Raw genomic sequence first — 26,444 nt, forward strand, 5'->3', positions numbered from 1 at the left:
ACAGCGACGAGGCGGTGCGTTCGTCGAACTCCGGCCACGGGTAATGGGTGGACTGCCGACCGACGAGGTCGTCCCAGCACAGCAGCCGCTCGGCGGGTATTCCGGGGACGTCGGGCATGTGGTCGCGGTCGGTCATCGCCACATAGGTTTCGACAGTGGTGAGTTCGGCGGCGAGTTGTCCGATCAGCGGCGCGAAGGTGACGTCGAAGAACAGCGCCCGGTCCTCGGCATGGTTGACGATGTAGACGATCTGCTCGGCGAACAGGCGCGGGTTCACCGTGTGCATCACCGCGCCCGATCCCGACACCCCGAAGTACAGCGCGAGGTGGCGGTCGCTGTTCCAGGCCAGCGTCGCGACCCGGTCGCCCGGTTCGATGCCGAGCTCCGCCAGCGCGTTGGCGACCTGTTTGGAACGTTCGTTGATGCCGCGCCACGTGGTGCGCCGCACCGGGCCCTCCGGCAGCCGCGACACCACCTCGGTGTCACCGTGGAAAGTGGCCGCATGCTCGATCAGCGACGAGATCATCAGCGGCCGGTCCTGCATCAATCCCAGCATCTCGCCAGGCTAGAGCGAAGCCCACTGCTATGCGGCCGGAATGTCCCTCTCACCTGTCCAAAAGACGATCTTGCGGTCAGCGAGCTCGATCAACCAGTACAAGACCACGCCGAGCACCGCAAGTACCGTCATCACGGCCCATACCTCGGGGATCTTCAGCTGGTACGCGTACGTATTGAGCAGATAACCCAAGCCCTCTGATGCTCCGACGAATTCGCCGACGATGGCTCCGATGAGGGCGAACGTCAGACTGGCTTTGAGGCCCGCCGAGATCATCGGTGCGGCAGCAGGCAGCGTCAGCTTCCTGAACGTCTGCCACGGCGTGGCCCGGTACATCTGCAACAGGCGGGCCTGGTCGCGGTCGACAGCGAGGATGCCGACCATCGTGTTCAGGAGTACCGGGAAGAAGGCCAGTGCGACGGCCATGGCGATCTTGGATGCCATACCGAAACCCAGTGCTGTGACGAAGATCGGCGCGAGCACCACCTTCGGCAGTCCCTGGAAGGCGACGACGTAGGGGAACACGACCGACCTGACCCAGCCCGACATCCCCAGGGCCGCACCGAGGACGAAACCGATCAGCGAGCCTACGACGAATCCACTGAGCGTCTCGACGGTGGTGACACCGAAGTGCTCCCAGAATGTCGGCTTCTGGAGTTCCGCGAACAACGCGACGGCGACGCGGTGCGGGTAGGGCAGGATGATCTCGTCCACCGTGCCGCTGCGCACGACGAGGTCCCAGATCACCAGCATCAGGACGCCGAGCGAGACAGACGCGGCACGCAGTCCCACCTTCGACTTGAACCAGTTTGTGCCTGCCGGGTTCTGGACGTTCCTGACCTCGACTGCGACATCGACGTCAGTCATGCGAGCCTCCTGTGCGCAGCAGCTGCCGGACCTCGGCGATCGTTTCCGCGAACAAATCCGATGCCGACATCTCGATCGAGCGGGGGCGCGCCAGCGGAACGGACACGATGCCGGCGATCCGGCCGGGATGAGCCGAGAGGACCACAACAGTGTCGGCGACGAGCACAGCCTCGTAGATGCTGTGAGTGACCATGACCATCGTCGTCGACGATCCCTCAATGATCCGGCACATCTCGATGTCGAGGCCCTCGCGGGTCATCTCGTCGAGCGCTCCGAACGGTTCGTCCAGCAGGATGATGTCCGGCTCGGTGAGCAGGACGCGGGCCAACGCCACGCGCTGTTGCATACCGCCCGAGAGTTCGGAGGGATAACTTCGCGACCAGCGCCCCAGACCGACGAGTTCAAGAAGCTCGGCCGTCCTGGCCTTGGCATGCGCTCGATCCAGTCCGAGCAGTTCCGCCGGCAGCATCACGTTCTGCTCGACCGTGCGCCACTGCAGAAGTGACGACTTCTGGAACATCATGCCGACCGTGCCGCGGTCCACGTCACCGCCGTTGACCTCGATGATGCCGCTGGTGGGCTGATCGAGACCGGCGAACATGTTCAGCAGGGTGCTTTTGCCGCAACCGCTCGGTCCGATGAGAACGGTCACCTGCCCAGGCTGGATCTCCATTGACACGTCGGAGATCGCGGTGACCGGTCCCGAAGCCGAGGCGAACTCCTTGGTGACGCGGTCAACCGTGATGCCTCCCCGGCGGGAGCGGGGAAGCGCAGCGGCTTCAGTTGCCACCCGTCACCTCTGCCTTGTCGAAATCATTCGCGGCATCGACGAATTGGTTGTCGACAAGTTCGTCGAGGTTGGCCGGAGCCTCGGCGCCGATGAAATCGAAGTAGGCAGCATAGGAGTCCGAGGAGATCGCCCCGATAGGTTCGTTCTGGCGAGGCGCCATGAGTGGGAGATACAGATCAACCATGTCCGAACCAAGTTGCCCGGCAAAGCCTTCCGGGGAAGCCTCACGGAGGATCTCGAGCATCTCGGCGGGATTCTGCTGGCCCCACAGAACACCCTTGGCACTGGCCCGCAGGAAGCCCTGCACCGTCTCCGGGTTCGCGGCGATGTAGTCGTCGGTCGCCAGCACCGCGCACGCGGGCAATTCATCCAGACTACGGTCACCCAGCATCGTCAAATTCTGACCCTGAACCTGGAGCCCGACGAAATCGGAGAAGGACCCGCCGATCGCGTCGACTTCGTTGCGCTGGATCGCGCGCAGAGCGACGGCGGTGCCTTCGCCGATGGCCAGCAGTTCGACGTCGTCCTCGCTCACACCGGCGGCACGTAGCACACCGCGCACGATCGGGACCTCACCGCCGGCGGGATCCGAGATACCAATCGTCTTGCCTGCCAGCTGTGTCGGGTCGGTGATCGGACTGCCCTCGGGCACGGCGATGCCGAAGATGGAGCCGTAAACCGTGGTAAAGATCGGACGGACTTGGGTGAAGCCCTCTGTGAAGGACGCGACGATGGCGCTGGCGCAACTCACGCCGATATCGCCTTGCCCCGCAACGAGCTGCTGTAGCACCTCCGCACTGCCCCCGGCATACGCGTAGGTGGTCGCCAGACCCTCCTGTTCGAAGAAGCCCTGGGCCTGCGCTACACGATGCGGGTACTCGATCGGGGATTCCGCCGGAATCAGGACCCGGACCTGCTTCTCGCCGGTCTCGGCGGTCTCGCTGTCCGATCCGCACGCGGTGAGCGACAGCGCCGTTGCCGCCACACACACCATCGCGCCGAGCCTGGGCCACCGTGTCATCGCAAACTCTCTTCCGGCTGATTTTTGGAATACTCTCGATTATGTACCAAATGATACTTTTAGGCGCAGGATGTAGCATCCGGAACGGCGAGAATGGTTGCGGCCAGGCCGGTATGCGAGGGCAATCCGGTTCTAGAAGAAGTCGCCCTCCGGCGGATGGCCGAGCACGTGCTCGTAGACGATGCGCGCGGCCAGCTGCCCGTCGTGGGCGGCCAGCGCATCGATGAGACGCTCGTGCTGCAACCAGGATTCACGATGGGCACGCGTGCTCATCGGCCCGAGCAGAATGGACTGCCACATCATGCGCATCAGCGACATCAGGATGGGAGTCCGCGCGTACTCACAGATTTTGAAGTGGAATCGCTGATTCGCGGCGGCATAACCCGGATGGTTCTCGTTCATGACCGCCATGATGGCGTTCATCGACCGAAGTTCGTCGACCTCCTCGGCGGTAATCTGTTGTGCGGCAAGGCGTGCCGCCAGAGACTCAAGGGAGGCACGGACCTGGCCGTGGTCTTCGGCCGCAGTGCGCCGAGACAGCGCCACCGTCGCGCCACGATTGATGTCGTTGACCACCAGGCCTTCGGCCTCGAGCCGGCGTAGCGCCTCGCGGATCGGTGTCTGACTCACTCCGAATCGCGCAGCCAGATCCCGCTGTTTGAGCTGTTGGCCCGGCCCCACCTCGCCGCTGACGATCATCTCACGCATCAGCGTGCAGACCACGTCGGTCTTCGACGTGTACACCGGCACGCGGCGATCAGGTTCCGGCTGCCCCATCTGACCGTCCCCTCCCGCGTCGACCACCAGAACTACCGCCGAGACGGCCCACGAAATGGTATAGCAGATCTCAGATGTCCCCACGCCGCGCGGCTACGGACACCCGACGGTTCTGATATGGACGACGAACTGGAATGCTCGACGGCATGGCGACCGTCTTCACCAAGATCATCAACCGCGAACTGCCCGGGCGATTCGTCTACGAGGACGACGACATCGTGGCGTTCCTGACGATCCAGCCGATGACGCAGGGGCACACCCTGGTGGTGCCGCGCGCCGAGATCGACAACTGGCAGGACGTCGAGCCCGCGGTGTTCGGCCGCGTCATGGAGGTCTCCCAGCTGATCGGCCGGGCGGTCTGCAAGGCGTTCGACACCGAGCGCTCCGGTGTCATCATCGCCGGGCTGGAGGTGCCGCACCTGCACGTGCACGTCTTCCCCGCCCGCCACCTGTCGGACTTCGGCTTCGCCAACGTCGACCAGAACCCGTCGCCTGAGTCGCTCGACGAGGCACAGGCCAAGATCAAGGCCGCGTTAGCCGATCTGCGCTGAGCCCGCCGGCACCGCGGGATCGGTGCCGGCGTCGGCGCTGGTCTCGCCGATCCGCGGCAGCGTCACCCGGAACCGGCAGCCGTGACCGGGTGCGGTGGTCACGCTGACCCGACCGCCGTGCGCGTAGACCAGCGAGTCGACGATCGACAGGCCCAGACCGGTGCCGCCGCTGGCGCGTGCCCGCGACGAGTCCGCCCGGTAGAACCGCTCGAAGACCCGCTGCGCGTCCTCCGGGCGCATGCCGGGCCCCTCGTCACAGACCTCCAGCACCGCCTCGTCGGAGTCCGTGCCCACCCGCACGGTGACGGCCGCTGAGTCGGGGGTGTGCTGCAGCGCGTTGGCGACCAGGTTGGACAGCACCTGCCGCAGGCGCGGCTCGTCGCCGAGCACCTCAGGCGTGCCCGGTCCGTCGAGCACCTCCATCCGGATGCTGCGGGCCGGGGCGATCGACTGGGCGTCGTGCACGGCGTCGGTGGCCAGAGCGAGCAGGTCGACCCGATGCCGGTCCAGTGGCCGCTGCGCGTCGAGGCGAGCCAGCAGCAGCAGGTCCTCGACGAGCAGACCCATGCGGCGCGACTCGCTCTCGATGCGGCTCATCAGCATCTCCACGTCGCGGGCGGCGCCCTGCCGGTACAGCTCGGCGAAGCCGCGGATCGTCGTCAACGGGGTGCGCAGCTCGTGGCTGGCGTCGGTGATGAACCGGCGCATCCTGTCCTCGGAGCTGCGCGCCTGCTCGGCCGAGGACTCCGAGGAGGCCATCGCGTGCTGGATCTGGGCGAGCATGCCGTTGAGCGCCAACGACAATCGGCCGACTTCGGTCCGCGGGTCGCGCTCGGGCACGCGGCGGTCCAGCTGGCCGGAGGCGATCGCGGCGGCGGTCTGCTCGACCTCCGACAGCGGTCGCAGGCTGCGGTGCACGACGGCGTATCCGGCGATGCCGAGCACCAGCAGCACCGCGGCCCCGATGCCGAGCTGGGTGTACACCAGTGAGCGCATGGTGGACTTCACGTCGGACAGGTCGATGGCCACCGTGGTGAGCTCACCGCGCAGGCCGCGCACCGTCATCGCACGCCATTGCACGTCCGAGCGGTCGATGGAGCCGACGGTGACGGGTTCGGGTCCGACGTCGTTGTCCGCCGGCAGTACGGGTTCGTGCTGGCGGTCGTTGACCGCCATCCAGATGTGGCCGTCCGGGTCGATGCCGCGGACGAAGAAGTCCGACGGCGGTCGTGCCGGGTTGGGGTCGTCGACGGTGACGGTCGGAACCCGGCGCGGCACCTGCGCCCAGCCGCGGGACGCGTCGAGCAGGGTGTCGTCGACGCGGTTCATCAAACTGTGCTGCATGATCGTCGTGACCGCGATGCCGGAGGCCAGCAGACCGCACGCCACCAGCAACAGCGTGGCGGCGACAAGTCCTACGCGAAGCGGGATGCCCCGCCTCAACCGACCCGGCACCCCACCATTGTTCAGGGTCGGACCGCGAGCTCCAGCCCACGGCTCTTCGCGCGAGCGCTCATCTCCAGCCCACGGCTCTTCGCGCGAGCGCTCATCTCCAGCCCACGGCTCTTCGCGCGAGCGCTCATCGCGGTTCACGAAGGACATAACCGACACCCCTCAGGGTGTGCAGCAGCCGTTTGTCGCCGGTGTCGACCTTGCGGCGCAGATACGACACGTAGGACTCGACGACGTTGACGTCGCCGCCGAAGTCATAGCGCCACACGTGGTCGAGAATCTTCGGCTTCGACAGCACAGTGCCCGCGTTGATGATGAAGTAGCGCAGCAGCGTGAACTCGGTCGGCGACAGCGACACCGGCTCGCCGGCCTTCCACACCTCGTGGGTGTCCTCGTCGAGCTCGATGTCGGCGAACGTGAGCCGCGACGTGCGGGTCTCCTCATTGCCCCGTCCGGACCGGCGCAGGATCACCCGCAGCCGGGCCACCACCTCTTCGAGGCTGAAGGGCTTGGTCACATAGTCGTCGCCGCCCAGGGTCAGACCCGCGATCTTGTCCTGCAACGAGTCGCGCGCGGTCAGGAACAGCGCGGGCGCCTCGATCCCGTCGGCCCGCAGCCGGCGCAGCAGCCCGAAACCGTCCATCCCGGGCATCATGACGTCGAGGATGATCGCGTCCGGGCGCACTTCGCGCGCCTTGTCCAGCGCGGCGGGACCGTTGGAGGCGGTGTGAACCTCGAAACCTTGAAACTTCAGGCTCACCGAGAGCAGTTCGACGATGTTGGCCTCGTCGTCGACCACGAGGACGCGAGCTTCGGGAATGTTCTCCGATACCGGCATGGCCATAGCCCTCAACTGTGCATCGCTTCGCTTGGAAGGATACTGCGCGTCGGCTGTGCACTTCCTGTGAGTTGCTCTTGCGCAGTCCATAGACTGAGCGGATGAACCTCGGCAGATCCATGGCGGATCTCGCGTTCGCGCCGGTGCGAGCCGGACTGGCCGTCGCCGAAGCCGGTCTCGGCATGGCCGGCGGTGCGCTGGATATCGCGCACCGCACGCTCGGCGACTCCAAGGACGGTGTCCGGCGGGAGCCGACGTCGTTCGCGTCGATGTTGGGCGTCCAGGATGCGGTGGAACGCGCGAACCGGTTGGCGCGTCTGATGGACGAGGACCAGCCGCTGGGCCGGGCGCTTGCGCCGGACGGCCCGGTCGACCGGCTGCTGCGGCCCGGGGGCGTGGTGGACCGGCTCACCGCCCCTGGCGGGGTGCTGGACCGGCTGACCCAGGAGAACAGCGGGCTGATGCGGGCCATCGAACCGGGCGGACTGGTCGATCAACTGCTGGCCGAGGAAGGGCTCGTCGAGCGGCTGCTGGCCGAGGACGGCGTCGCCGACCGCTTGTTCGCCGAGGGCGGCGTCGTCGACACACTGACTGCTCGCAACGGCCCGCTCGAGCAGCTCGCCGCCGTCGCCGACACCCTCAACCGGCTCGCCCCCGGCCTGGAGGCGCTCGAGCCGACCATCGAGGCGCTGCGTGAGGCCGTCATCGTGCTCAGCCAGGTGGTCAACCCGCTGAGTAACATCGCCGACCGCATCCCGCTGCCGGGAAGGCGTCCCCGCATCCGTCCCACCTCCCGTCCGGTGACGTCACAGCGGATTGTCGACGTCGAGGAGTGAGCCGGATCGAACTCGCGCACTATGACGGGGACAGCGGGTCAGTAGGACAGGCCGTCCATGTACCGCTGGCGCCGGTAGTAGCGACCGCTACCCCGATTCCTCGCCTTGTATGTCGGCAGCTGACTGTCGCAATTGGGACAGATCAGTCGCAGATTCTCCCGCCGATCATTGCTCGGGTCCCCATCGATATGGTCCAGGATCAACCCCAAGGTCTGGCCATTCCAGCTGTCTGAGATGGCGCAAATGGCACACCGCCTGCCCTGTTGCTCGTAGAGATAATCCCGAACGTAATGACCCTGGTACGACGTGCGGCCGCACACTCCGGTCGCAAGCCAGGTCTCTAACAGCAACCGCCGCCGATGTGCCTGTTGGCATGCATTGGTGCAGTACACCCTCCGCTGGCGGCCTCGAATACCGACTCCGCATCCCACGCAGATCGCCGACACAATCGAACGCTAAACCGCGGGACCGACAAATTATGGAGCCGCGTGAGAGACTCGAACTCTCGACATCCGCTTTACAAGAGCGACGCTCTACCAACTGAGCTAACGCGGCCGGATCGGCTCGGTGAGCCGTGATGATTCTACGACGGAAGTGATCAACGCTGCGGCGCCGGTCGGACCTTGCGACCGAGTCGACTGTTGCAGGCCATCCATGGTGCTGCCGAGACCCTTTACATTTGCGAGCTTTCGCCACCCAGTTTCAACATGGCCCGCACACGGCAATACTCGGTAGCGTTCGCTACGAAACCAATCCTGCGAAGGCGGAATCTTGTCCCAAGCCGTGGAGTCGGACCCCGAAGACCAGGGTAACGAGTCGCCCGAGCTCAACTTCGAGGAACACCTGCACCCCGCCCGACCGCGGTCGTTGCGGTTCCGTCCGCGTGTCCGGGCGCCGTTCACACGGCGCTCGCTCGCCCGCGACGGCTCGCCGACGGGCGACAACCCCGCGTACGTGTCGTGGCTGATCAGCCAGTCGATGCTGGCGGACGCCAACGAGATCAGCCAGCAGTTCTCGGGGCAGGGTTCGATGTGGCAGAACCCGTACGCCAACCCGAGTCCGCGCGGCGCCGTCGAGACCGCCTCGGTGTGGTTCACCGCCTACCCGCTGTCGCTGATCACCCGGTCCAATGAATCGTTCCTGAAGGCGATGGCCGACGTGGACATGTGGAAGGCGTTCGCGGAGATCGGGATCGAGGCGGTGCACACCGGCCCGGTCAAACGCGCCGGCGGCATCTCCGGCTGGGAGCTGACCCCCAGCGTGGACGGCCACTTCGACCGCATCAGCACCGAGATCGACCCGGCGTTCGGCACCGAGGACGAGTTCCGCCAGATGTGCGGCACCGCGAACTGGTACGGCGGCACCATCATCGACGACATCGTGCCCGGCCACACCGGCAAGGGGGCCGACTTCCGGCTCGCCGAGATGAAGTACGCCGACTACCCCGGCATCTACCACATGGTCGAGGTGGATCCGAGGGACTGGGAACATCTGCCCGACGTGCCACCCGGCGCCGATTCGGTCAACATCGACCCGGCGACCGAGGAATGGCTGGACAAGGCCGGTTACATCATCGGCCGGTTGCAGCGGGTGATCTTCTACGCCGAGGGCATCAAGGAGACGAACTGGAGCGTCACGCGCCCGGTGGTCGGCATCGACGGCGTGGAGCGGCGCTGGGTGTACCTGCACTACTTCAAGGACGGCCAGCCCTCCATCAACTGGCTGGATCCGTCGTTCGCCGGGATGCGGTTGGTGATCGGCGATGCGCTGCACTCGCTGACCGACCTGGGCACCGGCGGACTCCGCTTGGACGCCAATGGTTTTCTCGGCGCGGAGAAGACCACAGCCGAGGACAGCGCCGCGTGGTCGGAGGGCCACCCGCTGTCGGAGGCGGCCAACCACCTGATCGCGAGCATGGTGCGTAAGGTCGGCGGCTTCACCTTCCAGGAGCTCAACCTCACCATCGACGACATCCGTCAGATCGGCGAGGCCGGCGCTGACCTGTCGTACGACTTCATCACCCGGCCGGCGGCCCACCACGCGCTGGCCACCGCCGACACCGAGTTCCTGCGGCTGACGCTGCGCACCACCCTGGAGCTCGGAGTCGACCCCGCGTCCCTGGTGCACGCGCTGCAGAACCACGACGAGCTCACCTACGAGCTGGTGCACTGGTCGACCGGGCACCGCGACGACGTGTACACCTACAAGGGCGAGGAGATCACCGGCGAGGCGCTCGGTGAGACCGTCCGCTGCGACCTCACCGAGAAGCTCACCGGCGACAACGCCCCGTACAACCTGGTTTTCACCACGAACGGCATCGCGTGCACCACCGCGACGGTCATCGCCGCCGTCCTCGGCATCGCCGATCTGGACGACATCGTCGACCACGAACAGATCGACCACATCCGGCGGGCCCACCTACTGCTGGCGATGTTCAACGCGTTGCAGCCGGGGGTGTTCGCGCTGTCGGGGTGGGACGTGTGCGGCATGCTCACGCTGCCACCGTCTGAGATCTCCGAGCTGTTACGCGGCGGGGACACCCGCTGGATCCACCGGGCCGCGCACGATCTGATGGGTGTCAACCCGAATGCAACCCAGTCACCTGCCGGAATGCCAAGGGGACGAAGCCTTTACGGTTCCATCCCGGACCAGCTGGCCGACGACACCAGTTTCCTGCGCCAGCTGCAGGCCATCCTGAAGGTGCGGTCCCACTACGGAATCGCCACCAGCCGCCAGATCGACATCCCGGAGGTCTCGCACCGCGGCATGCTGGTGCTGGTGCATCAGCTCGACGGCGTGGGCCAGTACCAGCTGACGGTGCTGAACTTCGCCAACGAGCACGTCGCGGGCACGGTGCGCTCCCTGCAGCTGCCGCCGGGCAGCGAGGTGTCGGACATGTTCTCCGGCAAGCCCCTGGCAACCGTCGACGATCTGCACAGTTTCGGGGTCGAGCTGGCCGCGCATCAGGGTTTGTCGCTTCTGGTGGAGGCTCCCGCCAAGGACGACGACGGCGACGACAGCTGACGGGCCGGCCGTCCAGTAGCGTCGGGGCATGGCCGAAGCCGGACTGTGGGTTGCATGGGGTGTACCGACGCGTGGACGCGAACACCATGCGCTGGATCTGCTGATCGAGACCGAGAGCTATCTGTCCGGGCTGAGGGAGCAAAGCCGGATCGAGAGCTTCGACCGGGTCGTCCTCAAACCGCAAAGCATCGAACTCGGTGGGTTCATCCTGATCCGCGGTTCCAAGGGCCAGATCGACGACCTTCGCCGCGACCATGATTTCGAGTTGTGGCTCACCCGGGTACAGCTCGTCGCCGACCAGGTCGGCGTCGCGGACGCCTGGCTCGGCGACGGAATTGCCGAGGCTGTCAGCCTGTACGAAAAGGCGCTGGAGAACCTGGACTGACGCATCGGGTCACGTTTGCCTATCGACGCCGTAGCGCCGATTCACCCGGGAAAACCGGAGGTCACGGTAACGAAACGAAATCTCTGGCGATATAAGCTTTTGCTCGCTGGTCTCTCGGTGCTGCGATTCAATGGTCGCCACAAACGAGGCACGATCACGGCTCTGTCGAAGGGGTTTCATGGGTTCCGCAGCGTATGTCGGTCGGGTGGGCGGTCTCGCCGTAGCGCTGGGCGTCGGATCGGCGGTCTTCACAGGCCAGGGCGTGGCCTGGGCCGACGACTCCGATTCGTCCACGTCGAGTTCGTCGAGCCCGGCAACTCCGGACGCCGACCGGGCGGGGTCGACCGACAGCGGCGACGCGCCACAGGAGACCGGCGAAACCGCGGCCGAATCCGACGCCGAGCCCGAGCCCGAGGCCGAGGACGATCCCGAGGACGAGGACGAGGTCGAGCCGGAGGACGAGGTCGAGCCCGAGGACGAGGTCGAGCCGGAGGACGAACTCGACACCGAGCCCGTCGACGACGCCGACCCGGACACCGAGCCCGTCGACGACGCTGACACCGAACCCGAACCGGACGACGGTCAGGACGCGGGCACCGGCACGACGCCTGCGGTGACCGAGACGGCCGGCAAGACGGACAGGCAGGCCGAGGCCGGCTCCGAGCCGGAAGCCACCGAGCCGGAAGCCACCGAGCAGCCCGTCGAGAAGCCGGTCCCGGCTGCGACCGACGACACGACCGACGACCCGGCCGTACCGCCGAAGCAGGCGAAGAAGATTGCCGTCTTCGCCTCCGCGGCCGAGCTGGCCGAGGCGAGCCCGAAAGCCCTGTCCCCGAAGGTCGCCGCGCTGCTCACCACCCAGCAGGATGAGGCGGCCGCCGCGAAGAAGCCGAACCTGATCACCGCGGTGGTCAACGTGGTCACCAGCATGTTGGACTGGGCCCGGCAGAAGGCCGCCGCCCAGCCCGGTGACGCCCCGCAGCCGCCGTTCCTGTGGGCGCTGCTGTCCTTCGCGCGCCGCGAACTCGACAATCTGTTCGCCGCGCGCAGCACCACCAGCGCGCCGCGCGGCGCTGCGGTGACACCGACCAGCCTGGCGCTCACCGACGACGCAACCACCGCTGCGCTGATCCCGTCGTATTCCCCGTGGCTCAACCCGCAGGTCAGCGAATCCACGCGATTCATCAGCTGGGTCACCGGCAAGAACGTCTACCTCAACGACCCGAGACTGGCCAACACTCTGGCCCGGTTCGGCGTCCACGGCACCGACGTCGGCGTCATGTGGGACAACGGCATGGTCGACGACCCGTCCACACCGTTCAACGAACACCAGATCCTGATCGCGGTCGGAGACACCTTCGGCGCCGAGGGCATGACCGGCCGGTGGATCTACAACACGCTGTTCCGCAGCTCCGACACCGACCTGTCCGACGGCATGACCATCCCGAACGGCGAGTGGTACAACGGCAACATGTTCGGCGGGGCTCCGCTGTCGGGTCCCAGGGAAGCCCGACCGATCATCAATCGCCCGTCGTGGCTCCCGAATTCGGTGACGCTGATCCCCACCGCCGGTGTCTCGCTGCCCACGGAGGTCACCGACGAGACCCCGTTCGGCACCATCCAGTACGTCAGCTTCATGTCGGTGTCGAGGTGGGGTCAGGCCGGCCGCTGGACCACCAACTACTCGGCGATCGCGTACTCGACCGACAACGGCGAGAACTTCACGATTGCACCCGAAAGTGTCCGGTACAACTCGTTTTTGAGCGGGAACCGCAACTTCCAGCAGTCGGCGTTCGTCAAGGGCAACGACGGCTACGTCTACGTCTACGGCACGCCGAACGGCCGCCAGGGGGCGGCCTACGTCGCCCGCGTCGCGCCCGAGGACATCCTCAACGTGTCCCAGTACGAGTACTACAAGGCCGCGTCGACGGGCTGGTTCGGCGGCTCGGAGGCCAGGTGGGTCAAGGGCAGCCCGTCCTCGGCGTCCGCGGTGATCGGCAAGACGGGCGGCGCGTGCGGGTTCACCAAGCCCGGCTACACCGTCAGCGAGATGTCGGTGCAGTACAACGAGTATCTGCAGAAGTACGTCGTGCTCTACGGCGACCAGTTCAACAACATCGTGATGCGCACCTCGGACACCCCTGAGAGCGGCTGGTCGGATGCGACGGTGTTGATGGCCCAGCAGAGCGGCGGGATCTACGCGCCGATGCTGCACCCGTGGTCGCCGTCGACCCAGGGCACCGGATCGGAACTGTACTGGAACCTGTCGCTGTGGTCGGACTACAACATCATGCTGATGCGCACCGACCTGACGAAGCTCTGATCGGCGAATTCGTCAGTCGCCGAACCTAATCGACCGGCACATCGAGAATCGGACGTTCCACTTCCGCGCCGGGTCCGTCGAAGTGCCACCACTCGCCCTCGTAGACGGTGAACCCGCCGGCGACCATCGCGTCGCGCAACCGGGCCCGGTTGGCCCGCACCGCCGCACTGACACCGTCGCCGGCGTAGGCGAGACTGCGCGGCGAGAAGTCGTCGAAATCGGTGCCCATGTCGACCAACCCGTCGGCGCCGGCCAGTGTCACGTCCACCGAGCGGCCCGCGACGTGGCTGCGCGCGTACGGCCCGGGCCGGGCGACCCAGGCCGGGTTCGGCACGGTCTCGAACATGCGGACCTGCACCGCGTGTGGCCGGTAGCAGTCCCAGAACACCAGTCGCTCGCCGCCCGACCGCAACAGGTCCGCCGCGACCGCAAGCCCCGGCGCCAAGGACTCGTGCACCATGCACCGCGCTCCGGCCGGATACAGCGGGACGCCGACGAAATTGTCCGGTGTGGCGTACCGCAGGTCGATGACCGCGTCGGGGACCACGCTGCGCACGTCGACGAGTCCGGCGGCGCGGGCGGCGTCGGAGACCGGCGGCACGGGTGACGCCGCACCGGTCGCGGACGGTCCGACCGCGGCCACGGCGGCGAGGGCGCCAATGATCAAGCAGCGCAGGGCGACAACGGTCATCCGGTCAGGGTAGGCATACACTGCGCTCGTGCGCGACGTGCTCGGCGAGTTGCTGGCGGTGTGGCAGTCCGGTGGGACGGCCGGCCTGGCCACGGTGGTGCGCACAATCCGGTCCGCGCCCCGGCCGCCAGGCGCGGCGATGGTGGTCTCCCCCGACGGCTCCGTGGCGGGATCGGTGTCCGGCGGCTGCGTGGAAGCCGCCGTCTACGACACCGCCAACGACGTGGTGGCCAGCGGGACGCCTCAGCTGCAGCGGTACGGGATCAGCGACGACGACGCGTTCTCGGTCGGTCTGACCTGCGGCGGCACCATCGACATCTTCACCGAACCGGTGTCGCGGCGGACCTTCCCGCAACTGCAGCAGGTCGCCGACGACATCGCCGCGCACCGCCCGGTCGCCGTTGCCACCGTGATCGCCCACCCCGACCCGCAGCGCATCGGGCTGCGGATGGTCGTGGGGCGTGATTCCCGGCACGGATCACTGGGCTCCACACGCGTCGACGACGCGGTGGCCGACGACGCGCGCGGCCTGCTGCTGGCGGGACGCTCCGCGGCGCTGGCCTACGGCGCGGACGGTCAGCGCCAGGAGACGGGCATGGAGGTGTTCGTCTCCAGTCATGCTCCCCGCCCGCGGATGCTGGTGTTCGGCGCCATCGACTTCGCGTCCGCGCTGGCCACCCAGGCGTCGTTCCTGGGTTACCGGGTGACGGTGTGCGACGCCAGGCCGGTGTTCGCGACGCCCGCGCGGTTTCCCGCCGCCGAGGAGGTGGTGGTGGACTGGCCGGACCGGTATCTGCGCGCACAGGCCGACCAGGGTGCGATCGACTCACGCACCGCGATCTGCGTCCTGACCCACGACCCGAAGTTCGACGTGCCCGTGCTCGACGTCGCGCTGCGCCTTCCCAGCGTCGGCTACATCGGCGTGATGGGATCGCGCCGCACCCACGACGACCGGTTGCGCCGGTTGCGCGAGGCGGGTCTGACCGACACGGAGCTGGCGCGGCTGGCCAGCCCGATCGGGCTGGACCTCGGCGCCCGCACACCCGAGGAGACGGCGGTCTCGATCGCCGCCGAGATCATCGCCCGACGCTGGGGCGGCGGCGGCCGGCCCCTCACGACAACTCAGGGACGCATCCATCACGAGTCGTGAGACAGATGGTATGGAAATGTCGCTCTCGAATGCGATAACGTCACTCTTCACAGCCCGAGGAGTGTGATCCACCGTGACTGACACCGCCGCCACCGCTGTCGACGCCGTCACCACGCGCTATGCCGGACAGCGCCTGCCCCGCGTCGAGGACAGCCGTCTTCTCACCGGTCACGGCCGGTTCGTCGACGACATCCACCGGCCGGGCATGCTGCACGCCTGCTTCGTGCGCAGCCCGTTCGCCCGCGCCACCGTCAACGGCATCGACACGTCCGCCGCGCTGGCGCTACCGGGTGTGCACGCCGTGTTCACCGCCGCCGATCTGAACCCCGACGTCCGGGAGGCCTGGCACGCGGTCGCCGGCAAGGACGTTCCGGACACCCCACGGCCGCCACTGGCCGACGGCGAGGTGAAATTCGTCGGGGATCCGGTCGCTCTCGTCGTCGCCGACAGCCGCTATGTCGCCGAGGACGCCGTCGACCTCGTCGAGGTCGACTACACCCCGCTGCCCGCCGTGGCCGATTTCCGCAACGCCGTCGGCGGCGCCGACGCCGGCGTCCCGGTGGTGCACGAGGCCTATCCCGACAACGTGGCCGGCGGAATGGGCGGCATGCCACCCGACGAGGAACTCTTCGCCGGTGCGCCTCACGTCGTCGAGGAACACATCTATCAGCAGATGTACGTGCCGGTGCCGATGGAGACCCGCGGCATGGTCGTGGAGTGGACCTCGGCGACCGACGAACTCACGGTGTGGGCGTCGACGCAGACACCGCACGAGTTGCGCGCGTTCGCCGCCCGGCTGCTCGGCATCCCGTCCCAGGGGGTGCGGGTCATCATGCGCGACACCGGCGGTGCGTTCGGCCAGAAGGTCGTCCCGATGCGCGAGGACATGTGCATCCTGCTGGCCGCCCGCAAGGTGCCCTCGGCGCTGAAGTGGATCGAGGACCGCCGCGAGAACCTGATGTCGGCCGGGCAGTCCCGTCACGTCGACGGCAAGGTCCGGATGGCGTTCGACGCCGACGGCAAGATCCTGGCCGCCGACATCGACTTCATCCAGGACGTCGGTTCCTACCCGACGCCGTATCCGGTGCTGACCACCGCGGCGATCGGCATGTTCTTCCCGGGCCCCTACCGGGTGCCCAAGGCCAGCTTCAACTACAAGACGGTGTTCTCCAACACCCCCGGCCTGCACGCCTACCGCGGTCCCTGGCAGTACGAAACCCTCGCGCGGGAGATACTTCTCGACTGCGCGGCACGCAAGATGGGCATGGATCCGGTCGAGCTGCGCCGGATCAACATCCTGCGCGGCGACGAGATGCCGTTCTTCAATCCCAACGGCATGCCCTACGACAACTGCGCGCCGGCCGACACGTTCGAGCAGGCCGTCAAGATTCTCGATCACGAGGGTTTCCGCAAGGAGCAGGCCGACGCGCTGGCCGAGGGACGCTACATCGGGCTCGGCTTCTCCGCCTACATCGAGCCCACCGGCGCGGCGACCGGTCACCTCGCCACCGAGGGCGCGACGGTGCGGATGGAGTCCACGGGCAAGATCAACGTCTATGTCAACGGCGGGTCGGCCGGCAACAGCATCGAGACCACGGTGGTGCAGCTGACCGCGGATGCGTTGGGCGCCAACATCGAAGACGTCGCCACGATCCAGGGTGACACCGCGGTCACTCCGTACGGCGCGGGCACCCAGGGCAGCCGCAGCGGGCCGATGACCGCCGGCGCGGTCAACGAGGCCTGCGCGATACTGCGCAAACAGATCGTCGCGATCGCGGCGCAGATGCTCGGTGTCGAGGATTCCGCCATCGAGCTCACGGACTCCAGGGCCGGCGTGCGCAACGACCCCGGCACGAACGTCAGCTTCGCCGACATCGCCTACCGCTCGTACTACGACCCCGCCCAGCTCGGCGGTGTCCCGCCGACCCTGGAGGCAACCGCGCGGTTCAACTCCCAGGCGATGATCCACTGGGCCAACGCAACTCACGTCTGCACCTGCGAGGTGGACATCGAGACCGGCCACGTGACGCTGACCCGCTACATCGTCAGCGAGGACGTCGGTCCGATGATCAACCCGAACGTGGTCGAAGGTCAGGTCGCCGGCGGCACCGTCCAGGGTATCGGCGGGGCGCTGCTGGAGAAGCTGGCCTACGACGACGCTGGCAACCCGGTGGCGTCGACGTTCGTCGACTACCTACTGCCCACGGCGACCGAGGTCCCCCCAATCGAGTTCGGCCACGTCGAGATCCCCGGACCCGGTGTGGGCGGATACAAGGGCGCCGGTGAAGGCGGAGCGATCGGCTCGCCGCCCGCGGTGATCAACGCGATCAACGACGCCCTGGCTTCCCTCGGCGTCACCCTGACCCAGCTGCCCGCCACCCCGGCCACGATCGTCGAGCTCATCGAGCAAGCAGGACAAGCAGGAAAGGACCACTGACGGTGGAACTGAACAACGAATTCCGGGTCGCGGTCCCGCCCGCGAAGGTCTGGGACGTCTTCACCGACGTCGAGCGCGTCGCCCCCTGCCTTCCCGGCGCCACGCTGCTGTCCGTCGACGGTGACACCTTCCACGGTGCGGTCAAGGTCAAGGTCGGCCCGATCACCGTGTCCTACAAGGGAGTTGCGTCCTACCAGGAGAAGGATGCGGCGGCACGGCGAATCGTGCTGCGCGCCGAGGGCAAGGAGACCCGGGGCAACGGCACGGCGGCGGCGACCGTCACCGCGCAGCTCAAGGACGAGGGCGAGTCCACCTACGTGGGCATCACCACGGACCTCGCGATCTCGGGCAAGGCCGCCCAGTTCGGCCGCGGCGTACTGGCCGACGTGTCCGGGAACCTGATCGCCCAGTTCGCCCGCAGCCTGGAGGCAGAGCTGACCGGCGGGGCGGCCCCGGCGCCCAAGGCGAGCCAGAACGGTTCGGCGACGGCGGCTTCGGTCACCGCCACACCGGACAGCGGCGACTCGGTCGATCTGCTCAAGGTGGTCGCGGTACCGATGGCCAAGCGGTTCGGGCCGGTCTTCGCAGCCGCAGCGGCCGCGGGCGCCGTCGGCTTCCTGCTCGGGCGGCGGAGGCGCAAGGCGCCGGCCACGGTGCTCGCCGACGATCTGCAGGCCGCGCTGGCCCGGCTGCTGGCGTCATGAAAGCGGCACCTTTCGCCTATCACCGCCCCGACACGGTCGCCGATGCGGTAGCGCTGCTCAGCGAACTCGGTGACGACGCGAAGATCCTCGCGGGCGGGCAGAGTCTGGTGCCTATGCTCGCGATGCGACTGACGCACTTCGAGAACCTGATCGACATCTCGCGGATCGACGAACTGCGCAACATCGAACTGCGGGAGGGTCCGGAGAACACCGTGTGGATCGGTGCGGGCACTCCACACGCACTGGTCGGCATGGATGACGAAGTCGCCGAATCGGTTCCGCTCTTGACGCTGTCCACCCCGCACATCGGCCACTTCCAGATCCGCACCCGCGGCACGCTCGGCGGCGCCATCGCACACGCCGATCCGGCCGCCGAGTACGCCGCGGTCGCGCTAACACTGGACGCCGAGATCGAGGCGACGTCGGCGCGTGGAACGCGCCGGATCCCGGCCGCCGAGTTCTTCACCGGGCTGTGGGAGACCGCGCTGGCCTCCGACGAGCTCCTGACCGCCGTCGCCTTCCCGGTGTGGTCGGGGCGGTGCGGTTTCGCCGTGCAGGAATTCGCGCGCCGCCACGGCGATTTCGCGATCGCCGGTGCGACGGTGGCCGTCGAGCTCGACGACCGGGACACGGTGACGCGCTGCGGAGTCGGGCTGCTCGGCCTGGGCTCCACCCCGGAACGGGGCACCCCGGCCGAAGAGGCCGTCGTCGGTCGGCCCGTCGCCGACATCGGCGCCGAGGAGTTCGGCCGGCTGGCCGTGTCCGCACTCCGCGACGTTCCCGCAGACCTGCAGGGCACCGCGGCGTACCGCACCAAGGTCGGCGCCACGATGGTCGCGCGGGCGTGGTCGCAGGCAACCACTGCGGCTCGTGAAACGAGGGAGGCCGTCAATGCATGAACATCCCGTCGAGGTCTCGGTCAACGGCCGCCGTCACGCCGGGACCGTCGAGCCGCGTCTCACGCTCGCCGACTACCTGCGGGAGAAGTGCGGGCTGACCGGTACGCACCTGGGCTGTGAACACGGCGCCTGCGGAGCGTGCACCGTGCTGCTCGACGGCCAGGCGGTGCGGTCGTGTCTGGTCTTCGCCGTGCAGGTCGACGGCCAGGAGGTCACCACGGTCGAGGGCATCGCCGGCGAGGACGGTGCGCTGTCGCCGGTGCAGGCCGCGATGCGGGACTGCCACGGCCTGCAATGCGGCTTCTGCACACCGGGATTCATCACCAGCATCACCGCACTGCTCCGGGACAACCCCACCCCTACCGACGAGGAGATCCGCGAGGGCCTGTCCGGCAACTTCTGCCGGTGCACCGGTTATCAGGGCATCGTCAACGCGGTGAAGCGCGCAGCCGAAGCCACCGGCTGACATCCGCCGAAATTGCATTCCGGCAGGCCTGCACTCGCTCTTTGCCTGCTGGAATACAATTTCGGCCAATGAGAATCGGGTTCATCGGCCTCGGCAACATGGGCGCGGGGATGGCCGCCAACCTGTTGGCGGCCGGGCACGAGGTCATCGCGTACAACAGATCCCCCGACAGGGTCGCGGCGCTCGCCGAGCGGGGTGCGACGCCGGCGCCGACGGTCGCCGCGGCGTGCGACGCCGACCTCGTGATCACGATGCTCGCCGACGACACCGCCACCGAGGCGGTCACCTTCGGAGCGGACGGCATCCTCGCGGCGCTGCCCGCAGGCGCCACCCACATGTCCTCGAGCACCATCAGCATCGCGCTGGCCGAACGACTGACCGCCGCGCATGCCGACGCCGGGCAGGTCTTCGTGTCCGCACCGGTGTTCGGCAGGCCCGAAGCCGCCGCGGCGGCCAAGCTGTTCGTCGTCGCCGCCGGTCCCGAAGACGCGGTGCAGTCGCTGCAGCCGGTGTTCGACGCGATCGGCCAGCAGTCGTTCGCCGTGTCCGGGGACCCGAAGGTGGCCAACCTGGTGAAGCTGTCGGGCAACTTCCTGATCGCGTCGGTCATCGAGTCGCTCGGTGAGGCGATCGCGTTGGTGAGCAAGGCGGGCGTCGACAAAGAGGAGTACCTGGACCTGCTCACGTCCACGCTGTTCGCCGCGCCGGCGTACAAGACCTACGGCGGGCTGCTGGCCCGGCAGGAGTTCGAACCGGCCGGGTTCGCCGCGCACCTCGGGCTCAAGGACGCCCGGTTGGTGCTGGCCGCCGGTGAACAGCTGGAGGTGCCGCTGCCCGTCGCGAGCCTGATCCGCGACCGGTTCCTGACCCTGCTCGCCGGCGGCGGCCGCGACCTGGACTGGTCCGCGCTCGGCGCGTTGGCCGAGTGGGAGGCCGGCGGCCCGAAACCCGGGAGCTGATCCCCCGCCCGCCGAAATGGCATTCCAGCAGCGAGAATCCGAGTGAGGAGCTGCCGGAATGCAATTTCGGCGGCTAGGGGGTGGCGACGACGCCGCGCAGGCCGTCGGCACCGAAGAGCGGCTCGAGCATGCTGGACAGGTCGGGGCCGCGCCGCAGTCCGTGACCACCGTCGACGTTGATGATCTGCCCGGTGATGAAACTGGCCGCGTCGCTGAGCAGGAACACCGCCAGGTTGGCGACGTCCTCGACCTCACCGACCCGGGGCAGCGGTGTGCAGGCGCGGTAGTCCTCGCTGATCGCCGGCGACTCCATGATCGGAGCGACCATGTCGGTGCGGGTGAGGCCCGGCCGGATGCCGTTGACCCGCACCGAAGAAGGTCCGAGCTCGTCGGCGGCGACCATCATCAGATGATCCAGCGCGGCCTTGCTCGGCCCGTAGGCACCGAACCAGCGGTGGGTGTTGCTCGACGCGATCGACGAGATGCCGACGAACGCTCCCCCACCACCGCGGACCATCTCCCGAGCGCTGTGCTTGAGCACGTACATGGTGCCGTTGACGTTCAGGTCGACGGTGTTCCGCCATGCCGCGGAATCGATCTGGGTGAGCGGGCCGATGGTCTCCGAACCGCCCGCGCTGTGCACGACGCCGTCCAGACGCCCGTGCCACGCGGTCGTCGCCGCGACCAGCCGGGCCGCCTCGTCCTCGTCGGTCACGTCGGCCGGCTCGTAGTTCACCTGTCCCGCGCCGGCACCGGCCTGCGCGGTGATCTCCCGGATCTCCTGCGCCGCGCTCGCCAGCTTGTCGGCGTTGCGGCCGGCCAGCATCGCGTTACCACCCGAGGCGACCACGGCTGCCGCGACCCCTTTGCCGATTCCACTGCCACCGCCGGTGATCAGGTACGTGCGCTCCGACAGTGACAGCAGCATGGGACACCCTCCGCGGGAATAGGGAAGCTCGGCTAACTAGAACAGGTTCCAGTTATACGTCACGGCTCGTCTCGGCGGGAGAGCTTTGGCGCGCCCAGTGTGCGCCAGTCCGGCACGTCCGGCGGAAGACCGACCGGAAAGCGGTTCTCGTTGTGGGCCGCCCAGTGCGCGTGGCCGAGTTCGTGGATGTGGAACGCGTGCCGCAGCGCCTCGGCGAAACCCATCGCGTCGCTGGCCGCATTCACCGAATCCTTCACCAGCAGCGCGGCCATCGTGGGCCGCTCGGCGATCCGGCGCGCGAACTCCAGCGTCTTGTCCTCGAGCTCGGCGCGGGGAAACACCTTCGACACCATGCCGAGCCGGTAGGCCTCGTCGGCGTCGATCGCGTCACCGGTGAGCAACAACTCCTTGGCCTTGCGGGGACCGAACTCCCACGGGTGGGCGTAGTACTCGACACCCGGCATCCCCATCCGCACCGCGACGACGTCGCTGAACTTCGCGTCGTCGGACGCGACGATCAGGTCGCACGCCCAGATGAGCATCAGCCCCGCCGAGATGGCGTTGCCCTGCACCTGGGCGATGGTGATCTTGCGCAGATCGCGCCACCGGCTGGTGTTGCTGAAGAAGTAGTGCCACTCCTGCAGATACGTCCGCTCGCCCACCGCGTCCCGGGTCGCCCCGTTGCACGTGAACGTCGGGTGCTGGTCGGGGCCGGGCGAACGCTCGGCGAGCGCCTCCTCCGAACCGAGGTCGTGCCCGGCCGAGAAGTTCTTCCCGCGTGCTGCCAGGATGACCACCCGCACCCGGTCGTCGGCCTCGGCCTGCCCGAACGCCTCGTCCAGCTGCACCAGAAGCGTGCGGGACTGCGCGTTCTGCGCCTCGGGGCGGTCCAGCCAGATCCGCGCGATGCGGCCCTCGTCGAGGGTCTCGTATGTCACCTGCTCAGCGTTCGCCACGCGTTGCACATTACGGTGGAAGTGTCACGCCCGAGAACAGCACCCCGGGCACACACCCGGCGGTTGGCTAAAGTTGATCCATGCCTGCGAAATCTGATCCCGCCGAGATCGGCGACGTCGAACCGATCGCCGACAGCACCGAGCGCCAGGCGCGCCGTGTGGTGGCCGCATACGCCACCGATGCCGACGAGTGCCGGGTGTTCCTGTCGATGCTCGGTATCGGGCCGGCAAAGCTCGACGCCTGATGCCCCCCGAGAGCGGTCCCGAGGCCCGCTCCGGAGATGCGGACTTCGTCGTGGTGGCCAATCGGCTGCCGATCGACATGGTGCGACACCCTGATGGCACCACCGAGTGGAAGCGCAGTCCGGGCGGTCTGGTGACCGCGCTCGAACCGCTGCTGCGGCGCCGCCACGGCGCCTGGATCGGGTGGCCGGGCGTCCCGGAGGACGCCGACGACCCCGACGCGTCGACCGAGCCGATCGAACAGGACGGCATGACGCTGGTCCCGGTCCGGCTCAGCGCCGAGGACGTCGCCGAGTACTACGAGGGCTTTTCCAACGCCACCCTGTGGCCGCTGTACCACGACGTCATCGTCAAGCCGATCTACCACCGGGTGTGGTGGGACCGCTATGTCGAGGTGAACCGGCGTTTCGCCGAGGCCACGGCGCGCACCGCGGCACAGAACGCCACCGTGTGGGTGCAGGACTACCAGCTGCAGCTGGTGCCGAAGATGCTGCGCATGCTGCGCCCGGATCTGACCATCGGCTTCTTCCTGCACATCCCGTTCCCGCCGGTCGAACTGTTCATGCAGATGCCCTGGCGCACCGAGATCACCGAGGGCCTGCTCGGCGCCGACCTGGTCGGGTTCCACCTGCCCGGAGGCGCACAGAACTTCCTGATCCTGGCCCGCCGGCTGGTCGGCGCCACCACCTCGCGGGCCACCGTCGGTGTGCGCTCGCGGTTCGGTGAGGTGCACTTCGGGTTCCGCACCGTCAAGGTCGGCGCGTTCCCGATCTCCATCGACTCCGCCGAACTCGACCAACAGGCGCGCAGCCGCGCCACCCGGCAGCGCGCCAAGGAACTGCGCGCCGAACTCGGCAACCCACGCAAGATCCTGCTCGGCGTCGACCGGCTCGACTACACCAAGGGCATCGACGTACGTCTGCGCGCGTTCTCCGAACTGCTGGAAGAGGGCCGGATCAACCGCGAGGACACCGTGCTGGTCCAGCTCGCCACGCCGAGCCGTGAGCGTGTGGAGAGCTACGTCGCCATGCGGGAGGACATCGAACGCCAGGTCGGCCACGTCAACGGCGAGTTCGGTGAGGTCGGCCATCCGGTGCTGCACTATCTGCACCGCCCTATCCCACGCGAGGACCTCGTCGCATTCTTCGTCGCCGCCGACGTCATGCTGGTCACCCCGTTGCGCGACGGGATGAACCTTGTCGCCAAGGAGTACGTCGCCTGCCGCAGCGACCTCGGCGGCGCGCTGGTGCTCAGTGAGTTCACCGGGGCCGCGGCCGAATTGCGCCAGGCCTATCTGACCAACCCGCATCACCTCGAGGGGGTCAAGGACGCGATCGAGGCTGCGCTGAACCAGGCCCCCGAGGAGGGCCGGCGCCGGATGCGGGCGCTGCGCAGGCAGGTCCTGGCCCACGACGTCGACCGGTGGGCCCGGGCGTTCCTCGACGCTCTCGCGTCGAAGGAGCGGCTCCCCCAGCAGTGACGTCTTCGTCGACGGCGGCACCGTGCGCTACGGCGCGGGATCGCCCAGATGGGCGACGCCGTCACCACCCGGCAGCCGGGCGGCAGCAGAGAACGATTCGACGATGGCCTGTCGCGGCGGGCGCCAACTCAAGCCGAGATCCTCGGTGGTGGCACGGTCGTCGGTCGGGGTGGCCGAGGTGAGCAGCAACGCGGCCTCGTAGCTGAGCCCATCGCCCAGCGGGACGTATCGGCCGACCGCGTCAGAGAGCCGGCCGACCGCCAGAAGCACCTTCGGCGACAACGGAACACGGCGTACCGGCCGGCCGAGTCCCTCCTCCAGCGCGTCGATCATCTCGTCGAAGGTCAGCATCACACCACCGCAGACGTAGCGGCGCGGTCCGCGGCCGGGACGCATCAGGCGGGTGTGCACCTCGGCGACGTCGCGGACGTCGATCATCTGCATGCCCGCGCGAACCCTCGGGGCCACCCGGGCGCGCACGATGGGCGCCCATCCCCGCTCGGTGACTCCCGCGGCGGTGTTGAACGCCGCGCCGACGACGCTGGACGGGTAGGTCACCACGACGGGAGCACCGGCCGCCTGCAGGCGGCGGGCCGCCCGGTCGGCGAAGCCCTTGGTCTTGGCGTAGGTACTGCGGCCGTCGGACGTCGGCGAGTCCGCCGAGATGACGCCGTCCGGTGGCGGGAACAGCGCGCTGTAGCTGCTCACCGACACCACCGGGTCCAGCCCCAGGTCGACGGCCCGCGTCAGGATCCGTTCGGTCGCATGGGCGTTGATGTCCCACATCAACTGCGCACGGCGTTCGTCGGTTCCGACCACGCCGGCGGCGTGCACGAGCGCGTCCACCCCGGTCAGCAGCTCGGTGACGGTCGGCTCGGCCCGGACGTCGCCGACGATCACCGACACCTCCCCCAGTGCCCTCAGACTGCGGATGACCGGGGCGTCCTGTTCCTGCGGCAGGACCAGCAGCCGAACCCTGTGCTGCGCCGCCAGCAGCGCCCGCACGGTGTGGGCGCCGAGATAGCCGATGCCCCCGGTTACCGCGATGTGCACAGCGACCTCAGATCGGGGTGATGTACGCGATCAGCCATCGACCGTCGACCTTCTTGTAGTCGACCCGCAGCCGGCTGCCGTCGTAGACCGATTCCTGGGCCTTGTCGGTCACGGTGCGGTTCATGTAGACCATCACCGACGCCGAGGTGCGCTGTGCGTCAAGGATTCCCGCACCCACGGAATGCGCCTGGCTGATGAGCTGACGATCACGCGCCTGCGGGATGATCTCGTTGGTGACGCGGTCTTCGAACTCCCTGCGGTACTCCGGTGTCAACATCGGGTAGACCTCGGCGAAGCTGCGTTCCACCGTCTGGTAGTCGAAGCCGAACACCCGCGGAATCTGCTCTGCGGCCAGCGGAGGCAGTTCGGCGCGGGCCTGCTCCTCGCCGTTGAGTTCCACCCGGTTCCAGTACAGCCATCCGCCGACGGCGGACAGCGCCACGAAACCGGTGGCCAGCATCACCCCGAGCGCACCGATGAGCTTGGCGGGCCAATCGCGCATCAGTTGCCCCCGTCAGGGTATTTGAGGTCGTAGGCCGTCATGTGGCCGTTGTCGTCCTCGTGGACGATGACCCGCATCCGGTAGGGCTCCGACGGCGCGTTGTTCCCGTCGAGGTCTGTCACGGTGACCCGCACCGAGACGAGAACCGCCGCGTTCTGGGCGATCTCATCGATCTTCTCCAGCGCCGCGCCGTTGACCACCGCCTCCGAGCTGGCGTTGGTGTCCCGGAAGAGCAGCTTGAGGTTCTCGACGTTGCCCTCCTGCGTCATCATCGCGCGCAGCGGGCCGCTGGTGCCGTCGACGAACCTGTCCACGCTCTCGTCGATGGTGTTCTGGGTGTAGCTGAACATGTTGACCACCGACTGCGCGGCGGTGTCGACGAACCGGCGCTCGCGATCCTGTTCGGCCTCGATCGTGCGTTGCTGGTTCACCATCACCACCACCGCGACGACGAGCGCGGCCACGGCGGCGAACGCGGTCGGGATCGACAGGATCGCGACCAGCCGCCGGTGCGGGCGCCGCCGCGGCGGAGGACCGACCGGCCGCGCGGACCGCA

27 protein-coding genes and 1 tRNA gene are annotated in these 26,444 nt (G+C 67.9%); 13 read left to right on the plus strand and 15 right to left on the minus strand.

Features of this window, described 5'->3' with window-relative positions:
- The 5 genes from ASJ79_RS23180 to ASJ79_RS23200 form a co-directional block, all read right to left on the minus strand.
- Positions 1 to 556: AMP-binding protein (locus ASJ79_RS23180; protein WP_156448596.1), on the minus strand; the 556-nt coding region annotated here is incomplete at its 3' end.
- 27 nt (positions 557 to 583) lie between these two features.
- Entirely contained in the window at positions 584 to 1,423 is an 840-nt protein-coding gene (locus ASJ79_RS23185) for an ABC transporter permease (RefSeq protein ID WP_067960448.1), read from the minus strand.
- Positions 1,416 to 2,213 (minus strand): ABC transporter ATP-binding protein, encoded by a 798-nt coding sequence (locus tag ASJ79_RS23190; protein WP_067960451.1) that lies wholly within the window; start codon positions 2,211 to 2,213, stop codon positions 1,416 to 1,418. Before ASJ79_RS23190 ends, ASJ79_RS23185 begins: the two co-directional genes overlap by 8 nt.
- The gene (locus ASJ79_RS23195) at positions 2,203 to 3,234 is read right to left on the minus strand and encodes an ABC transporter substrate-binding protein (RefSeq protein WP_067960455.1); all 1,032 of its coding nucleotides are present in this window, start codon (positions 3,232 to 3,234) and stop codon (positions 2,203 to 2,205) included. The genes ASJ79_RS23190 and ASJ79_RS23195 overlap by 11 nt, the downstream gene beginning before the upstream one ends.
- A 132-nt stretch (positions 3,235 to 3,366) precedes the next feature.
- The gene (locus ASJ79_RS23200) at positions 3,367 to 4,038 is read right to left on the minus strand and encodes a GntR family transcriptional regulator (RefSeq protein WP_231750992.1); all 672 of its coding nucleotides are present in this window, start codon (positions 4,036 to 4,038) and stop codon (positions 3,367 to 3,369) included.
- Positions 4,039 to 4,157: 119 nt separating this feature from the next.
- Here ASJ79_RS23200 and ASJ79_RS23205 point away from each other — a divergent pair, with 119 nt between their 5' ends.
- Positions 4,158 to 4,562, plus strand: coding sequence for an HIT family protein (locus tag ASJ79_RS23205; protein ID WP_067960522.1), 405 nt, complete (start codon positions 4,158 to 4,160; stop codon positions 4,560 to 4,562).
- Here the strand turns inward: ASJ79_RS23205 and ASJ79_RS23210 are convergent.
- Positions 4,545 to 6,032 carry a sensor histidine kinase gene (locus tag ASJ79_RS23210; protein WP_369803751.1) on the minus strand — a complete coding sequence of 496 codons (1,488 nt, stop codon included), beginning with the start codon at positions 6,030 to 6,032 and terminating at the stop codon, positions 4,545 to 4,547. The genes ASJ79_RS23205 and ASJ79_RS23210 overlap by 18 nt on opposite strands.
- A gap of 109 nt (positions 6,033 to 6,141) precedes the next feature.
- A complete protein-coding gene (locus tag ASJ79_RS23215; protein ID WP_067960462.1) occupies positions 6,142 to 6,858 on the minus strand; it encodes a response regulator transcription factor in 717 nt (238 codons plus the stop codon).
- A gap of 95 nt (positions 6,859 to 6,953) precedes the next feature.
- Between ASJ79_RS23215 and ASJ79_RS23220 the strand changes: the two genes are divergently transcribed.
- A complete protein-coding gene (locus ASJ79_RS23220; protein WP_067960465.1) occupies positions 6,954 to 7,688 on the plus strand; it encodes a hypothetical protein in 735 nt (244 codons plus the stop codon).
- Between the two features lie 38 nt (positions 7,689 to 7,726).
- Here the strand turns inward: ASJ79_RS23220 and ASJ79_RS23225 are convergent, their stop codons facing one another.
- Positions 7,727 to 8,134 (minus strand): HNH endonuclease, encoded by a 408-nt coding sequence (locus tag ASJ79_RS23225; protein WP_067960468.1) that lies wholly within the window; start codon positions 8,132 to 8,134, stop codon positions 7,727 to 7,729.
- A gap of 33 nt (positions 8,135 to 8,167) precedes the next feature.
- Positions 8,168 to 8,243 (minus strand) — tRNA-Thr (locus ASJ79_RS23230).
- A gap of 216 nt (positions 8,244 to 8,459) precedes the next feature.
- Between ASJ79_RS23230 and treS the strand changes: the two genes are divergently transcribed.
- The 3 genes from treS to ASJ79_RS23245 all read left to right on the plus strand — a co-directional run bounded on the left by treS (position 8,460) and on the right by ASJ79_RS23245 (position 13,420).
- On the plus strand, positions 8,460 to 10,712 hold the full coding sequence (gene treS, locus ASJ79_RS23235) for a maltose alpha-D-glucosyltransferase (protein WP_067960471.1): 2,253 nt from the start codon (positions 8,460 to 8,462) through the stop codon (positions 10,710 to 10,712).
- 28 nt (positions 10,713 to 10,740) lie between these two features.
- On the plus strand, positions 10,741 to 11,097 hold the full coding sequence (locus ASJ79_RS23240; protein ID WP_067960474.1) for a hypothetical protein: 357 nt from the start codon (positions 10,741 to 10,743) through the stop codon (positions 11,095 to 11,097).
- A 178-nt stretch (positions 11,098 to 11,275) separates the two neighbouring features.
- Entirely contained in the window at positions 11,276 to 13,420 is a 2,145-nt protein-coding gene (locus tag ASJ79_RS23245) for a DUF4185 domain-containing protein (RefSeq protein WP_067960477.1), read from the plus strand.
- Between the two features lie 25 nt (positions 13,421 to 13,445).
- Here ASJ79_RS23245 and ASJ79_RS23250 read toward each other — a convergent pair whose 3' ends face one another.
- Complete coding sequence (locus ASJ79_RS23250) at positions 13,446 to 14,111, minus strand: M15 family metallopeptidase (protein WP_067960479.1); 666 nt, start codon at positions 14,109 to 14,111, stop codon at positions 13,446 to 13,448.
- A 28-nt stretch (positions 14,112 to 14,139) separates the two neighbouring features.
- On the opposite strand from ASJ79_RS23250, the gene ASJ79_RS23255 reads away from it, so the two are divergent.
- The 6 genes from ASJ79_RS23255 to ASJ79_RS23280 all read left to right on the plus strand — a co-directional run bounded on the left by ASJ79_RS23255 (position 14,140) and on the right by ASJ79_RS23280 (position 20,726).
- Entirely contained in the window at positions 14,140 to 15,261 is a 1,122-nt protein-coding gene (locus ASJ79_RS23255; protein ID WP_067960482.1) for an XdhC family protein, read from the plus strand.
- A 73-nt stretch (positions 15,262 to 15,334) separates the two neighbouring features.
- Positions 15,335 to 17,698: a xanthine dehydrogenase family protein molybdopterin-binding subunit gene (locus ASJ79_RS23260; RefSeq protein WP_067960485.1), complete on the plus strand. Its 2,364-nt coding sequence runs from the start codon at positions 15,335 to 15,337 to the stop codon at positions 17,696 to 17,698.
- A 2-nt stretch (positions 17,699 to 17,700) separates the two neighbouring features.
- Complete coding sequence (locus ASJ79_RS23265) at positions 17,701 to 18,402, plus strand: SRPBCC family protein (RefSeq protein ID WP_067960488.1); 702 nt, start codon at positions 17,701 to 17,703, stop codon at positions 18,400 to 18,402.
- Positions 18,399 to 19,301, plus strand: a complete 903-nt coding sequence (locus ASJ79_RS23270; protein ID WP_067960491.1) for a xanthine dehydrogenase family protein subunit M — start codon at positions 18,399 to 18,401, stop codon at positions 19,299 to 19,301. The genes ASJ79_RS23265 and ASJ79_RS23270 overlap by 4 nt, the downstream gene beginning before the upstream one ends.
- The gene (locus ASJ79_RS23275; RefSeq protein WP_067960495.1) at positions 19,294 to 19,767 is read left to right on the plus strand and encodes a (2Fe-2S)-binding protein; all 474 of its coding nucleotides are present in this window, start codon (positions 19,294 to 19,296) and stop codon (positions 19,765 to 19,767) included. The genes ASJ79_RS23270 and ASJ79_RS23275 overlap by 8 nt, the downstream gene beginning before the upstream one ends.
- Positions 19,707 to 20,726, plus strand: a complete 1,020-nt coding sequence (locus tag ASJ79_RS23280) for an NAD(P)-dependent oxidoreductase (RefSeq protein ID WP_369803749.1) — start codon at positions 19,707 to 19,709, stop codon at positions 20,724 to 20,726. Before ASJ79_RS23275 ends, ASJ79_RS23280 begins: the two co-directional genes overlap by 61 nt.
- Positions 20,727 to 20,799: 73 nt before the next feature.
- Here the strand turns inward: ASJ79_RS23280 and ASJ79_RS23285 are convergent, their stop codons facing one another.
- Complete coding sequence (locus ASJ79_RS23285) at positions 20,800 to 21,654, minus strand: SDR family oxidoreductase (protein WP_067960502.1); 855 nt, start codon at positions 21,652 to 21,654, stop codon at positions 20,800 to 20,802.
- Positions 21,655 to 21,713: 59 nt separating this feature from the next.
- Entirely contained in the window at positions 21,714 to 22,619 is a 906-nt protein-coding gene (locus tag ASJ79_RS23290) for an enoyl-CoA hydratase (RefSeq protein WP_067960505.1), read from the minus strand.
- Between the two features lie 71 nt (positions 22,620 to 22,690).
- On the opposite strand from ASJ79_RS23290, the gene ASJ79_RS33415 reads away from it, so the two are divergent.
- Both ASJ79_RS33415 and ASJ79_RS23295 read left to right on the plus strand, forming a co-directional pair.
- The gene (locus tag ASJ79_RS33415) at positions 22,691 to 22,855 is read left to right on the plus strand and encodes a hypothetical protein (protein ID WP_014817721.1); all 165 of its coding nucleotides are present in this window, start codon (positions 22,691 to 22,693) and stop codon (positions 22,853 to 22,855) included.
- The gene (locus ASJ79_RS23295; protein WP_067960507.1) at positions 22,855 to 24,333 is read left to right on the plus strand and encodes a trehalose-6-phosphate synthase; all 1,479 of its coding nucleotides are present in this window, start codon (positions 22,855 to 22,857) and stop codon (positions 24,331 to 24,333) included. Before ASJ79_RS33415 ends, ASJ79_RS23295 begins: the two co-directional genes overlap by 1 nt.
- 27 nt (positions 24,334 to 24,360) lie before the next feature.
- On the opposite strand, the gene ASJ79_RS23300 is transcribed toward ASJ79_RS23295, so the two are convergent.
- The 3 genes from ASJ79_RS23300 to ASJ79_RS33420 form a co-directional block, all read right to left on the minus strand.
- Positions 24,361 to 25,386: an NAD-dependent epimerase/dehydratase family protein gene (locus ASJ79_RS23300; protein WP_067960509.1), complete on the minus strand. Its 1,026-nt coding sequence runs from the start codon at positions 25,384 to 25,386 to the stop codon at positions 24,361 to 24,363.
- A 7-nt stretch (positions 25,387 to 25,393) separates the two neighbouring features.
- On the minus strand, positions 25,394 to 25,888 hold the full coding sequence (locus tag ASJ79_RS23305) for a nuclear transport factor 2 family protein (RefSeq protein WP_067960513.1): 495 nt from the start codon (positions 25,886 to 25,888) through the stop codon (positions 25,394 to 25,396).
- On the minus strand, positions 25,888 to 26,444 hold a 557-nt coding region (locus tag ASJ79_RS33420), incomplete at its 5' end, for a mammalian cell entry protein (protein WP_067960516.1). The genes ASJ79_RS23305 and ASJ79_RS33420, both read right to left, overlap by 1 nt.

The organism is Mycobacterium sp. NAZ190054, from assembly GCF_001545925.1.
In the GTDB taxonomy this organism is placed as follows: Bacteria; Actinomycetota; Actinomycetes; order Mycobacteriales; family Mycobacteriaceae; genus Mycobacterium.